This window comes from Streptomyces sp. NBC_01210, from assembly GCF_036010325.1.
Lineage (GTDB): Bacteria > Actinomycetota > Actinomycetes > Streptomycetales > Streptomycetaceae > Streptomyces.
Window position 1 is genome coordinate 2985879 of record NZ_CP108549.1, and the last position, 13448, is coordinate 2999326.

At 66.9% G+C, this 13448-nt stretch carries 10 protein-coding genes and 2 pseudogenes; 3 read left to right on the forward strand and 9 right to left on the reverse strand.

The window, feature by feature from the left end:
* Window positions 1–49: 49 nt before the first annotated feature.
* From OG735_RS13515 to OG735_RS13545, 7 genes are all read right to left on the reverse strand, one after another.
* Window positions 50–1672 carry an MFS transporter gene (locus tag OG735_RS13515; protein WP_327323421.1) on the reverse strand — a complete coding sequence of 541 codons (1623 nt, stop codon included), beginning with the start codon at window positions 1670–1672 and terminating at the stop codon, window positions 50–52.
* Between the two features lie 698 nt (window positions 1673–2370).
* Window positions 2371–2604 (reverse strand): helix-turn-helix domain-containing protein, encoded by a 234-nt coding sequence (locus OG735_RS13520; protein WP_327323422.1) that lies wholly within the window; start codon window positions 2602–2604, stop codon window positions 2371–2373.
* Complete coding sequence (locus OG735_RS13525; protein ID WP_327323423.1) at window positions 2604–3188, reverse strand: DUF2975 domain-containing protein; 585 nt, start codon at window positions 3186–3188, stop codon at window positions 2604–2606. Before OG735_RS13525 ends, OG735_RS13520 begins: the two co-directional genes overlap by 1 nt.
* A 253-nt stretch (window positions 3189–3441) precedes the next feature.
* On the reverse strand, window positions 3442–3672 hold the full coding sequence (locus tag OG735_RS13530; RefSeq protein WP_327323424.1) for a hypothetical protein: 231 nt from the start codon (window positions 3670–3672) through the stop codon (window positions 3442–3444).
* A gap of 99 nt (window positions 3673–3771) precedes the next feature.
* Window positions 3772–4404, reverse strand: coding sequence for a DUF6461 domain-containing protein (locus OG735_RS13535; RefSeq protein ID WP_327323425.1), 633 nt, complete (start codon window positions 4402–4404; stop codon window positions 3772–3774).
* Between the two features lie 95 nt (window positions 4405–4499).
* Complete coding sequence (locus tag OG735_RS13540; protein ID WP_327323426.1) at window positions 4500–6551, reverse strand: hypothetical protein; 2052 nt, start codon at window positions 6549–6551, stop codon at window positions 4500–4502.
* A 457-nt stretch (window positions 6552–7008) separates the two neighbouring features.
* Window positions 7009–8457 (reverse strand): MFS transporter, encoded by a 1449-nt coding sequence (locus OG735_RS13545; RefSeq protein WP_327323427.1) that lies wholly within the window; start codon window positions 8455–8457, stop codon window positions 7009–7011.
* Between the two features lie 118 nt (window positions 8458–8575).
* Between OG735_RS13545 and OG735_RS13550 the strand changes: the two genes are divergently transcribed.
* Window positions 8576–8950 carry an ArsR/SmtB family transcription factor gene (locus tag OG735_RS13550; RefSeq protein ID WP_327323428.1) on the forward strand — a complete coding sequence of 125 codons (375 nt, stop codon included), beginning with the start codon at window positions 8576–8578 and terminating at the stop codon, window positions 8948–8950.
* A gap of 4 nt (window positions 8951–8954) precedes the next feature.
* Here the strand turns inward: OG735_RS13550 and OG735_RS13555 are convergent, their stop codons facing one another.
* Both OG735_RS13555 and OG735_RS13560 read right to left on the reverse strand, forming a co-directional pair.
* Complete coding sequence (locus tag OG735_RS13555; RefSeq protein WP_327323429.1) at window positions 8955–9329, reverse strand: hypothetical protein; 375 nt, start codon at window positions 9327–9329, stop codon at window positions 8955–8957.
* 601 nt (window positions 9330–9930) lie between these two features.
* A pseudogene (locus tag OG735_RS13560) lies at window positions 9931–10161 on the reverse strand (acetoacetate--CoA ligase); the annotation flags it as partial.
* A 142-nt stretch (window positions 10162–10303) separates the two neighbouring features.
* Here OG735_RS13560 and OG735_RS13565 point away from each other — a divergent pair.
* Together OG735_RS13565 and OG735_RS13570 are read left to right on the forward strand one after the other, a co-directional pair.
* Window positions 10304–11098 (forward strand): annotated as a pseudogene (locus OG735_RS13565) (transposase); the annotation flags it as partial.
* A gap of 538 nt (window positions 11099–11636) precedes the next feature.
* Window positions 11637–12617: a GNAT family N-acetyltransferase gene (locus tag OG735_RS13570; protein ID WP_327323431.1), complete on the forward strand. Its 981-nt coding sequence runs from the start codon at window positions 11637–11639 to the stop codon at window positions 12615–12617.
* The last annotated feature ends 831 nt before the right edge of the window (window positions 12618–13448 follow it).

Sequence of the window (13448 nt, forward strand, 5' to 3'; positions counted from 1 at the left end):
TGAAGTCGGGGCCACCGTCACCGGTTTGCACGGCATCCGAACCGACGCCTCAGTCTCCGGGGCCAGCTGACTCCTCGGTGGCGGCGGACTCGGAGTCCTCGGCGAGGTAGCGCCGGAGGAGCTCCTGCTCGGCGTCCCGGCGCGGGAACATGAAGAAGACCAGCAGCGCACCCAGCACGATCGCGACCAGGCCGGCGGTGTAGGCCCAGTCGTCGCCGTCGAGGAACGACTGGCGGGCGGCCGCGACGATCTGGTCGGCGTACTTGGGGTGCTGCTGGGCGACCTGATCGGCGGAGGCGAACGACTTCGTCAGCTCGCCCTGGACCTGGTCCGACACGTGCTTGCTCTCGGAGGACGCGGCGATCGCCGAGCTGAACGCCGAGGCGTAGCCGGCCGTGAGCAGCGCGCCCATGATGGACTGCATGATGGCCCCGCCGAGGTCCCGTTGCAGGTCCGCGGTGCCCGAGGCCATACCTGCCCGCCGCACGGGCACCGACCCTGTCAGCGAGTGCGAGGCGGGCGTCCCGGCGAAGCCGACCCCGATGCCGGCGAACACGTAGGCAACGCCGATCTGCCAGTAGCTGCTGCCCTCGCCCCAGAACACCAGCATCCAGCCGAATCCGAGAAAGAGGAACACATAACCGATCAGCAGGGTCGTGCGGGCGCCGCGCGTCTCGACCAGCTTCGCGGACCGAGGTGCCACGAGCACCATCATCACGACGAGGGGGAGGATGGCGGCGCCGGCTTCGACGGAGTCGTACTCGAGCACGTTCTGCAGGTACTGCTGGCTGACGAACGCCGACCCCATCAGGGAGCCGAACACGATGATGCCCGCGCATGCGGCGACCCAAAACGTACGCCGGCCGGCGATGTGGAGGTCGTACAACGGATTGGGAGCCCGGCGCTGACGCCAGAAGAACGCCGCTCCGGCAACGAGGGCGATCACAACCAGGCCGACGACCAGGGCCCCCTGGTTGGGGACGGCGGCGAAGTTGATCGCCAGCACCAGTCCCGCGACCAGGAGGACGGACAGGATGCCGCCGCGGTTGTCCACCGGTTCGGTCGACTCGTTGGCGTGCGCGGGGACGAACATCAGCGCCATGATCAGCGCGACCACGGCGAGGGGCAGGGTGATCAGGAATACCGACCCCCAGTAGAAATGCTCGAGCAGCGCGCCCGCGATCACCGGCCCGAGCATGGAGATGCCGCCGCCCAGGGCCGACCACAACGCGATCGACTTCGTCCGTCCCGGCCCCGCCCACAAGGCGGTGATCAGCGCCAGGGTGGTCGGGTAGGCCATGCCGGCCGAGAGTCCCCCGAGGATCCGGGCCACCACGAGGACGGTGTCATTGGGGGCGTACGCGGCGAGCAGGCAGGCGGGGATGGAGAGCGCGACGCCGAGGAGCAGCAGTAGCTTGCGCCCGTGACGGTCGCCGATCGCCCCCAGGTAGAGCACCGATGCGGCCAGGCCGAGGGAGTAACCCACGGCGATCAGGTTCAGTGTGGTCTGGGACGAGTCGAAGGCTTTCCCGATCGCGGGCAGGGCGACGTTGGCCACCGACAGGTTCAGGTTGGCCACCGCGGCAACGATGATCAGGGACGCCAGGACGAGCTGCGCGCGCGCCGGTGCCTCGCGCGGCACGTTGTCTTGGGGCGCGTCACTTCTCGACATAGAAACCTCCGGGACAACGTTGCGCTTCTGCGAAAGTCTTGCTTGATCCGCTTCGCTGCACATCGCCCCATTGGGATGACATCGCCAGGCGCCAGCAAGGACGGCCAGGTAGGGCTGACGAGTGTGTCGGAGGAACGCCGAGATACAACGAGAGAGTGCGCGAGGCGGTGAGATTGACTCCCGCTCTCTCATCTCGGCATTCGCCCTGGTCAGAGCTTGATTCTTGCTGGCTGACCGGCGAGTGCCCCCGGCAGGACTCGAACCTGCGCACACGGCTCCGGAGTGAATGCGTCAATCACTCGGCATAGGCCTCTGACCTGCGGCGGAGTTCATCAGAGGCGCCGCAGACCGGTCTGGAGATGTGCGCGAACGCTGGGTGAACCAGTCCATGGCTGGTGCCGACTACCGCGACTACGTCCTCGCCGGCCGCCCCAACCAGGCACCTGACGGCCGACCCTGGCCTGCTCCGCAGAGCTCCTGACCACCGGCTTCACGGAAGTGCGGACAGAACCTTGAAATTCCCCACCCCCTGCTCAGGTGTGGGACGCATCTGCTCACCTCGGTTCCCCACCCCTTCCGCGCCGGCCTGCGACGAGTTGCCACGGCGGAGGGACCGCACGATAGCCAGCCAGGCCCAGGGGCGGGGCGCTGAGGAACAGCCTGGCCACTCCCCGGTGGACCCCGCTGGGGATGACTGGCTAGGACGGCTGGGCGGGGTCGTGGGTGATCAGGTCTCCCGGCTGACACTGCAGGACATCGCAGATCCTCGACAGGGTCGAGAAGCGGATGGCCTTGGCACGCCCGTTCTTGAGCACGGACAGGTTGACGACGGTGATGCCCACCTGCGCGGACAGCTCGGTGAGCGTCATGCCGCGCTCGGCGAGGAGCCGGTCGAGGTGGATCCGGATCGCGTGGAGTTCCTCTTCGGGCATCAGATGGTCCCTTCGAGGTCCTCTCGCATGCGCACGCCCTCACGCATAATCCTCCCCATGATCACTGCGGCGAGGCCGGCGAGGACAAGCACCATCGGCCCGGAGACCGTCGGCCCAGAACCCACGATGGGCGCCATGCTCCCTACGAGCCAGGACTGTGACCAGCCGACGACGAGGCCGGCCAGCGGCGTGCCCACGGTGACGAACCAGCCGAGAAAGGAGAGCCGTTGCGCCACCGTGTCGGTGAACGGCCCTTGCAGCAGGACAGCCTTCAGCAGCCGGGAGAAAAGCAGCAGCGCGAGGGAGCCGAACAGCAGCCAGGGCAGTTCGCCCCCGAGGCCGGCGGCGCGCTGACCCGCGGAGGGACTGTCCTGGCAGAGGCGCGTGGCACTGCTGGACGCCTTCACGCCCTCGCCGATCGGCAGGTCGTCCGCCAGTGAGGCATTGGCCCAGAAGTGCGTCTGCACGCAAACCGCCCCGTCGTCGAACATGTGGCCGACTCCAGTGCCGATGAAGAGGAGCCCGCAGAGCACCGCCAGCGCAAAGGTCACCGAGGCCAGGGTCCTCGTGAGTCGCGTGTTCATCGCATCCCGTCCCATCGATTTTCGATATGCCAAAGACTAGAGGAGCATATCGATATTCGACAAGTCCATGCTGCCGACGAGACCGCCCCGGCAGGGCCGGGAGGCCGGCTTCCACCCGGGATCGGCCGATGTGGGCGTTCGGGCCTCTCCGTGATCGGGTGGCCGCGGCGCTTCTCGGCAATGACCGAGCGCAGCACGTCGTCGTCGCCAAGGCCCGCGTGCACGAGGGCGCGGCCTGGCTCCTCGGCCGGCGTCAGCCATCGATCGTTGTTGCGAAACCGTGGGCCAACGGCCCCGAACCGTCCATGACCCCAGCACCGCCGCGGAGTTGGGTGGGCAACGTCCGGATCGCCATCAGCGCCCAATGACGCAGCCAGGCCGTGCTGTTGTGAGCGTTGACCCGAGTGGAGCGAGCGCCAGCGGCGATCAACGCGATCTGGCTCAGCGATCTGGGCAGCAGGCGGATCCGGACGATGAAGGCCATGTCGAGGGTTATGAACGCAGTGCTCAGTCCTGACAAACGCCAAGCCCCGCACTCCGGTCCGGAAGAGTGCGGGGCACGTTACAGCGGCCAACGCCACTTTCACGCAGGGACCTGTCCTTTGATCAGTGCGGCGGGAAGCGCCCCGTGCAGCACCTGTTCCTTGGGGAGGGTGAGACTGAACTGCTCCTCGACGACGGCGAGGGACTTGGCGTGTGACACGTCCCGCCTATTCTCGTCGGGGATGCCTGCGGCCTGGACGGCGGCGCTTACCAGGTCGGGGCGGGATCCTGTGATCTCATGCGACCACGTGTGCATGTACATGTCGAATCCGCACAAGTAGTGCCCGTCATGGAAGTAACTGAAATCGGGCGGCGGCAGCTTCGGGTTTTGGCTCTCGTAGTACAGACGGAAGACGTGAGCGCCATCTTTGGACACACCGTGGAGGGGTCCGGTGTTCATCTCTCCGGGCCAGTAACCGTCCGCTACGGCGAAGGCGAGGTCCCCGCTGGCGCCGTACCGTACTGCAATGGAGTCGTTCTGGCGCCGCTCCCCCTCGCGCTGGTCCAGATAGGTGTTCAGGTCATAGCCGGTGTAGTGGCCCAGAGGGAGAGGGGCCGAATCCGTCGCGAGACGCCTGACCAGTTCCTCGGGCTCCAGGCCGCGTGCCAGCGTGATGCAGTAGCCGATCCAGGCGATCTCGTCGCGGGCGATCCAGCCTATTCCATCGTTCATCTCTCTCCTCCTGTGCAGGTCGCGGGGGACCGCGCATGGCGCCGTCCCCCGCGACGCCCCGCTTCTCAACCGACGGGGCTTGTCCTTCTAGGGGGCTACCTGATGTCGCATTTCACGATCGCCTTACTCGCGTCGCACTTCTCGAATCCAGGCGTCCTGACAAAGTACAGATCCTGGTCGAGAAGGCGGAACTGGCTTGTGAAGGTCGAGAAGCGGGCCATGGACGTGGAGTTGACCCACTCGGACATCGCCGACCGGCCACAGACCTCCTTCCACGTGGGGCCGGCCTTGCGCTCGTCGTCGTACAGCTTCCAGGTGCCGTCCGTGAGCTTCGTAGCGAAGGTCTGCACGCACTGGTCGCCGGAGGTGACCGGGTTGGTGCCCTCCATGTCCTTCGGCATACCGCCGCTGTTGTAGCTGGCGGCGAAGGCGAACTCGTCACAACTGGGCTTGTCGTTGGTGCTGATGTCGGGAACCGTCGTGGTGTCGGGGTGTCCATTGTTCGCGGCCCAGCCGTCCGGGCAGATGACCCTCCGGTTGGCGTCCGGGTCACGGCCGTAGGCGTTGCGCTCACCATGAGCGCCGGTCTCTCCCCTGCGGTCCGGGAGGTAGTTCAGGGGCGCACCCTCGCGGATCTTGGTGTTGATCAGCCAGGCATGTGCGGCAGCAGCCGGCGCCTTGGCGGTGTTGAACACGTAGCCGGGCATGTAGTCACGGAAGACGCAGCCTGCCGGGGAATACACCATGTCGCAGCGGGCGTAGACGGGGTTTCCGATCAGGCCGTGGCTTTTGTCGGTGGGGAAGGTCTCCGGAACGCTGGTGGAGAACGTCGCGAACGGCGCGAACGCCATGTCCTGCGACAGATCCCGGTCCTTCTTCCCCGACTCGTCCGGAACGCCGCCGGACCACTTCACCGTGGCTGTACCGGTCTCCTCGTGCGGGTCGATGTCGTACGAGCCGCCCCACATCAGGTTGCCGTCCCACGCGTAGGAAGGCTTGTCGACGCACCCTGCGCTGCACATCGGGGTGATCGTCAGCTTGATCGCGCCAGGCTGCGCCGGGAACGGCACCTTTCCGGCGGGCATGGGCAGCGGGGTGATGCGAGCCCACAGTTTCAGATCAATGCCGGTCATGGCGGTCTTCATGTGGTAGGACATCAGGAATTCCTGGTAGCCCTTGGACTCCGTTTGCTGTTCGTCGGTCACCTCGACGGACAGCTTGTTGTACATGCACGCCGCGTCACGGGTGAAGATCGACACGTATTTGCCTTGCGTCGCGCCGACCTCGCAAGTGTCGTTCAACGGCGGCGCGGCAGCCCGGATGCCCTTCAGCCGGCCCCGGCTCTCCTTCGCCTTCGTGATGTCCGCCTTGGTCGCTGGGGACGAGGTGATGCAGAGCTGGTTGCCGTTCCCGGCAGGCTGGCAGTGCCGCTCATTTACTCCGACGAGCTTCTTCGTCTCGATCGAACCCCAGCCGGGAACCGGCTGCCAGGAGTTGTCGAAGGCCGGGTTCACGGCTTTGTCGTTCGGCGCCGGCAGCGTGATGTCCACCGAGTGGGCGTGGATACGGAACTTCGCCCAGGGAGACCAGGCCGTCTCGTAGAGGCTGCCGTCGTAGGCGGAGGTGTGGAAGGTGTAGGTGGTGCCCGGCTTCAGCTTCCCGTTGGGAACGGTGACTTCGGCGGTCTTGCCGGACGCCACGAAGCCGGACACCAGAACGCCGTACGGGTTGTCGTCAGTGAGTTTCACCTGGGTCTTCGGGTTGCCGTTGGCGTCGGTCGTCCAGACCTCGAAGGTCAGGTTGGCCTTGTCGCCGTCAGCGTCGGTGACGCTGTTACGCAGGACGGCCATGGAGGTGTTGACGTTCCACACCCCGGACACCTGAGTGAAGGTCGGGCCCGCTTGGGGGTTCTTGCCTGACACCGGGCGGCTTGCTGCCGCCAGGGTGGCCTTCTCCGGACCGGCCGCCGGTCTCGCCGACGGCGCACCGTTCGGGTCGGGATTCGAGGTGAAGTGCGTACCCGAGGCGGTCGGCTGGATGTCTTGTGCGGCGGCCCCGCTCACCACGGCGAGGGGTGCAGCGGTGAGCAGCGCCGTGCCGATGGCGATGCGGGACAGTATTCGCCTTAATCGTATTTTCGCAGACAAGTTGGGTGATCCTCTCGCGCCCCGCCTGCCCAGCAGGGGGGTCTGGTCGGTCAGTTACCAAATTGCGACGCGTGTTCGATGTCGCCTCAGGCATTCCTATGCCGATCGACACCCCAAGGGCTACCGGACCAACCAGGCGAACGAGGCAACCAGACCAATCAAGACGTGACGATCGCCATAGTTTGACCAGGGTTGTGCACAGCGGGATGACGGTTCAATAACGCCCCGCCAGAGGACTCGCGAGCGTTGCCAACAAGCCCCAATCGCCCACACGTTCATGCTCTCTGGCTGATTCACGGAGAGGGCCACCGCCTGCGGAGGCTCGCCCGGGACGCCGGTCCGGATGATGCGGCCGTAGTCGAGGACGACGATCCGTTCCACCACGGCGACATTCGCGAGCCGGTGTGGGACCACTTCGAGTTCGAACGGGACCTGAGAGGCCTCGCAGGGCGGGTGTTCAGCGCGCGTCTGCGGCGCTTCGGGCGGGCGAGGCCTTGGACGTGGCGGCGGGCGGAGCCGCATGAGCAGCCGCGGCCGGTCGGATGCCAACCGCGCTCAGCACCCCGCTGACCGCGAGGGCGGCCACGGCGGAGAGGAGGGCGGCACGCAGTCCGGACACGAAGTGGCCGGAGGCGGCCTGGCCTACGAGCAGGCCCATCACGGCGACGCCGATGAGCCCGCCGAGCTGACGCGAGGCGTTGAGGACGCCCGAGGCGATGCCCGCGTTGGCCGGGTCGACGGATCCGAGCATCGCGTTCGTCATGGACGGGACGACCAGGCCGATGCCGAAGCCGGCGACCAGGAACTGGACGACCATGGCCGGGTACGACTGGGATCCCACGACTGGCACCGTGGCCAGGTAGCCGACGGCGGCCAGGGTGTTGCCGGTGATCAGGACGGTTCGCGCGCCGTAGCGCCTGACCAGCGGTCCGCATGCCAGGTTGGCGATCATGATGGAGGCGGTCATCGGCAGGAAGGCGAGTCCGGCGACGATCGGCGAGTACTCCCACACCTGCTGGAAGAAGAGGCTGAAGACGAAGATCAGGCCGTAGAAGGCGAAGTTCAGAAGGACTCCGACGAGCGAGGTGGAGCTGAACGCCTTCCTGCCGAACAGATGCAGCGGCAGCATCGCGTCGCTGCTGCGGCGTTCCACGACGAGGAAGCCGATCAGCGCGAGCACGCACACGGCCAAGCAGGACAGCACGAGCGCGGAGGTCCAGCCCTGCGCGTTCGCCTCGACGATCGCCCCGGTCAGGGTGCCGAGGCCGATCACGGCCAGCAGCTGGCCCGGCAGGTCGAGGGAACGGCGGTCGGAGGTGTCGCGGGCGGGGGCGGGCAGCGCGTACGCCTTGGTGAGCAGGATGCCCACCAGCGCGATGGGGACGTTGACGTAGAAGATCGAGCGCCAGCCCAGGGAGTCCACGAGGACGCCGCCCACGACCGGGCCGAGCGCGAGCGCGAGTCCGCCGGAGGCGGCCCACAGGCTGACGGCGCGCGTGCGCCGGGCCGGGTCGGGAAAGTTGGTGTTCACAATCGACAGGGACGACGGCACGATCATGGCGGCGCCGATGCCCTGCACGACCCGGGCCACGATGAGGGTGACCAGCGAGGGCGCGGCTCCGCAGGCCAGCGATGTGACGGCGAAGAGCACGAAGCCACACATGAAGATCTGCTTGGGATCGAAGCGGTCGCCCATGGCACCGGCCGTCAGGAGGAAGGCGGCGAAGGTGAGTGTGTAGCCGTTGATCACCCACTCCAGGCCGGCCATGGTGCCGCCGAAGTCCCCGGCGAGCGCCTTGGTGGCGACGTTCACGACGCTGACGTCGAGGATGACGACCACGAATCCCAGACAGGCCGCGAACAGGGTCAGCCCTGACCGTGCACCGGCGGGTTGCTGCTGAGGCACTTCGCTCTTCCTTCCAGTAGGCTGTTCGTCGACGGACGAACACTTTGGAGTGTACGCAGATCATCGAACACTCTGCGATCCGGGTGCGGACATGGAGAGTTGGGACGGAGCACACGCCATGACGGCACAGAGCCGACAGCCGACGGAAGCCGCGAGCCATCGCACGCCACCGGTCCACGCGGACCCCGGAGACGTACCACTGGAGACGGCACTGATCGCGCTCGCCGACCCCGTACGGCAGACCCTGGTGCGGGAGCTTGCGGAGGCCGGTGACTGGGAACGGGCCTGCGGGAGCTTCGATGTTCCGGTGACCAAGGCGACCCTGAGTCGGCACTTCGCGGTGCTGCGCGAAGCCGGGCTCCTGGAGCAGCGCGACGCCGGGGCCAAGCGGCTCAACCGGCTGCGACGCCCCGAGTTCGACGAGCGATTTCCCGGTCTCCTCGACCTGGTCCTGCGCACGAAGAGCGACGAGCACCGGGCAGCCGCCGACTAGGGGCTCATGGGCGCAGAAACTCGCCCGGGTGCGTCGCCCGCTCGTGCAGCCCCTGCGCCACCTTCTCGACCGTGGACCTGTCCATGCACGGGGTGCCGAACGCGAGCGCCATTGCGAACGCGCCCTTGAACATGGCCAGATGGAGCACCACGCCGTAGTTGGCGCCGGTTCTGTTGACCACGGTGCGGTAGCCCGTCACCCGGTTCGCGTGCGGGCCGAGCGCCGGATCGACGATCCCGACGTTGGTGATGCAGATCCCCGGGGACGCCTGTGCGGCGGCGGCCTCCTCGACGGCCCTGCGGATCGTCGCGTGATCCCGCCGGGGCGGGCGCCATGCGGCGTCGGGCCGCCCAGAATGCCGAACTCCTTGCCCGAGCACTCCGCGAACAGGGCCCCCGGTCGAAATCGAGCACCTCGACGTCCACCTGCCCCGCATGATGACTGATCCGTCTTCCCAAGGGAACTCGTGCCTGGCTCTAAGGAGTTGCCACCCAGGTATAGATGGCTCCGGCGAGTGACACAAGCGCACCAATACTCACCAAAGATTTCGACACCGACCAGGGCCAGGCCACCCTGCTCGCTGAGTAGAGGGGCTGTTCGCGTTCTACCAGGCGTAGTGATTCGAGCGCGAGAGTAGTCGCCAGGCGCTCTTCGATCTTCTTGATGACATCGTCAGCCAAGGTGGCAGAGGCACGAAGCCGCATGCTCTCCGCATATGCTCCAACGAGGCTCGCGCCACTCAACAAGCTGATCAGCCCGGCAACACCATGCATGTCGGCGGTGAGAGCCGCGGCATAAGCCGTAGCCATGATCGCGATGCAGATCAACAGTGCATTGAGTACCTGGTAAGCCCGTCCGCGGCGGTTCTCAGACCACCGCCATGCGTGGTCAAGAGCAAGGGCCAAGGCTTCCTGATCACTCCCCCGCGACGTCATGAGAGCAACATGGCAGGCACTGTTGGCGTCGTCCAGAGGGCCTATGTCGTACGCGGCGAGCGCGACGCCAAGGTGGGGTGCGGACAACTCCCCCGCCCAGATCGGAGTGGTCGGGACGCCGCCCGCAAAGCCGGAGACGACGTCCGTGCCGCCGCTGACGGAGGCGAGCCGGACGCTCTTGCCGACGTGGCCGCGGACCCAGGGGTAGGCGGAGGCCGGCAGCGCGGAGCTAGTGCGGCCGATACTCCCAATCGACGACAGGTCGTGGACCGACGGGTGCTCGCGCCAGGCGTCGCCACCTATTCGGGCTAATTGAGATCGGAACGCTGTCGCGGTGTTCGAATGCGTGATATCCCCGGAACTCCCCTTGTGTGTCTGCCTGTTCGGTGATTGACGGCACGTCGTGGGCTTAACGCCCCAGACGGAGCCCGACCCGGCGGAGGAGTCGCCGGGCTCGCCGTGGCCGACCAGCCACCGGTTCGCCGACCGAACCCGGACCATGCATGCCACGGTCCACGCGCTGGTGGAGGCGGGGCACAGCCGTCGCGCGATCCAGAGGCAGCTCGGCATGACGAGCCGAACCGTCAAACAGTACGCGGACGCCGCCAGGCCGGAAGACCTCTTCACCGGTCAGTGGCAGGCCAGGACCTCAGTCCTCGACGAGTACAAGCCCTACCTCGACGACCGCTGGAACGAGGGCTTCACCAACGCCTGGAAACTGTGGGAAGAGATCGTCCCGCTCGGCTATCAGGGCAGCTACCAGCGCGTTCGCGCCTACCTCCGCCAGAAGCGCACCTCGCCACGGCCCGTGACAGCCCGTCCGCCCTCGCCCCATACCGTCGCCGGATGGATCCTCCGCCGCCCGGAAACCCTCTCCGAGACCGAACACCTCCAGTTGAAGAACGTCCGGGCCAACTGCCCCGAGATCGACGCACTCACCAGGCACGTCCGGTCCTTCGCGACCATGCTCACCGAGCGCCAGGGCGAGCGCCTGCCGAACTGGCTCGCCGCCGTGAGACAGGACGACCTCCCCAGTCTCCACACGCTCGCAGCGGGCATAGACCGCGACCGCGAAGCCGTCATCGCCGGCCTCACCCTCCCCTGGAACTCGGGTGTCGTCGAAGGGCATGTCAACCGGATCAAGATGCTCAAGCGCCAGATGTTCGGCCGCGCAGGCTTCCAACTCCTCCGCAAACGCGTCCTGCTCGCGTGAATGAGATGCCGGGACCCAGTGGGGTCTACTCAGGACTCCGATCGCGAGTCACGCGTGCGGCTGCCGCCGGAACCGTCCCTTACTCCCACTGGTTTGGCCCTGGGGCCTCGGGCGCCCCGGCAGCGCCTGTTGAAGCGACTGGGCGAGGATTTCACGTCCCGATCAGCAAGACCAGGGGCGGCAGCCGTCACGCACAGTTCACGTTCCACACAACCTGAGCCAGAACCCGGATCACGACGGCGATTGTTCAGCCCTCTGGGAGGCGCCCGCCCGGAGCCGAGGTCGATGTTCACGCGAACGGACAGCACCCGTCCGCTGACTCTCCGTCCCGGGCAGGGGGTGGCCTTCCTGGGCCTCGGTACCCGTAGTAGCCGTTGTTCGACCGGTCGGTATTCGGCCTGGTGACAGCTGCAGTTCCCGGCGGACAGGCAAGGCAGACCGGCCGGGTCCTCGGTCTCTGGGTATCGGTGGACCTTTCGCCTCGCCTGCGGCGCACGCCCGTGGTGCGATGAAACAGGGGGTCGGGAAGGAGAGAACAGTGATCCCATCGGCATGGGAGCGCAAGGGTGGCACGGGCCCTGTGTCGGTCCGCCCGCTGGGTGAGGCGGACCTGGATCGGGCCGACGAGATCTTCAGGGTCGCTTTCGGGACGTTCCTCGGAGCTCCCGAGCCGAAGACGTTCTTTGGGACCGCCGACTACGTCCGCACTCGCTGGGCGGCCGATCCACAGGCGGCCTTCGCAGCGACGGTCGAGGGCGAAGTCGCCGGATCGAACTTCGCCGTCAACTGGGGCAGCGTCGGGTACTTCGGTCCGCTGACCGTGCGTCCGGACCTGTGGGACCAGGGCGTCGGCAGGCGCCTCATGGAGCCGGTCATGGACTGCTTCGACACCTGGGAGAACCGTCACCTGGGCCTGTTCACCTTCTCGCACAGTCCCAAGCACCTTGAGCTCTACCGCCGGTACGGTTTCTGGCCCCGATTCCTCACAGCCATCATGAAGAAGCAGGTCGCAGGCAGTGCCGCAGTCCCCGGCCGAGTGCTGTACGGCCAGCTGCCCGCCGCCGAGCAGCCCGACGCCCTGAGCCTCTGTCGCGCACTGACCGGGGCCGTGTACGAGGGCCTAAGCCTGGAACGCGAGATCGTGGCCACGCACGCGCAGGGGCTCGGTGACACCATCCTGCTCCAGGGCGCCGACTCCGAGCTCGATGGCCTGGCCGTCTGCCATTGCGGAGCCGGGTCGGAGGCCGGCGAGGACGTGTGCTTCGTCAAGTTCGGAGCCGTACGCCCTGGCCCGGAGGCCGCCAACCGGTTCGAACGACTGCTTGGCGCGTGCGAGCAGCTGGCCGCCGAGCGCGGACTGGGTCAACTGGACGCCGGGATGAACCTGGGCCGCCCGGATGCCTACCGTCGAATGGTCGACCGCGGTTTCCGCACCTGGTTGCAGGGCGTGACCATGCACAGGCCCAACGAACCCGGCTACAGCCACCCCGACGCCTACGTGATCGACGACTGGCGCTGAGACCCCGCCACACTCGGCCCGCGAGGAAGGCCCGGTGCTGCCCGAACCCGTGAACATTCCACGTCGGCGCCGACGGCCAGACACCTCCCGGACCACTGTCGAAGTGCAGTCCCTTCTCATGGACAGAGCCACGCGTGCGAGGGACAGTCCGAGAGCCTGGTGCCGAGCCGCCTGGCCCCAGAAATGGGCTCAGGCGAATATCAGCCGCCATCCGCAGCTGGGCGTCCGCGGGGCCGTTTTCAGTTCGGCCCGTTCCTGTACGCCTTCAGCCAATCACCGGGGGCTACCCGTGTCGGAGCATGCCACCGCAATCCCAGGCGGCTGCCTCATCAACCACATCCACCACCCCGTGGACCGCACCCCGCAGCGGTCGGCGTGCTCGGACCTCTCGTGGACACTTCCCGGTACCTGTGTCCTGCCAGCGTCCCGAATTCACAGTTCCGACCGTCAGGCCAGCCACCTGCGGTGGCTCGCACCAACGGCGGGTCGATACATCCGCGCAGGTCAGCGAATTGCCAACCGGCACGGCCCCTCCGGGACCGAACTCGCGAGCAGCGGATTCGGTCCGTTGAGCCGGAGTTGACACTCCAGCACCTCGCAAGGAACGTTTCCGCAGGTCAGGCATGTTTCTGGTGGGGCGGGTGGGACTCGAACCCACGGCCGACGGATTATGAGTCCTTTGGTGATCGTGAAGGCCTTTGCATTTTAGTCCGACCCTTGACGTTCTTGCCGATCAAATGGGGTGCGCGCCGTTGGTCTTGCTCGATACTTGCAGATCCTTGCGGGTCCTTGTGTCCCCTCCATGTCCCCTGGCCGTCCCCAAGGGACAGC

Coding starts and splice junctions, on each gene's coding strand:
- OG735_RS13530 (WP_327323424.1), bottom strand. CDS start 3,672: ATGGCCTTCATCGTCCGGATCCGCCTGCTGCCCAGATCGCTGAGCCAG.
- OG735_RS13520 (WP_327323422.1), bottom strand. CDS start 2,604: ATGCCCGAAGAGGAACTCCACGCGATCCGGATCCACCTCGACCGGCTC.
- OG735_RS13535 (WP_327323425.1), bottom strand. CDS start 4,404: ATGAACGATGGAATAGGCTGGATCGCCCGCGACGAGATCGCCTGGATC.
- OG735_RS13515 (WP_327323421.1), bottom strand. CDS start 1,672: ATGTCGAGAAGTGACGCGCCCCAAGACAACGTGCCGCGCGAGGCACCG.
- OG735_RS13525 (WP_327323423.1), bottom strand. CDS start 3,188: ATGAACACGCGACTCACGAGGACCCTGGCCTCGGTGACCTTTGCGCTG.
- OG735_RS13550 (WP_327323428.1), top strand. CDS start 8,576: ATGACGGCACAGAGCCGACAGCCGACGGAAGCCGCGAGCCATCGCACG.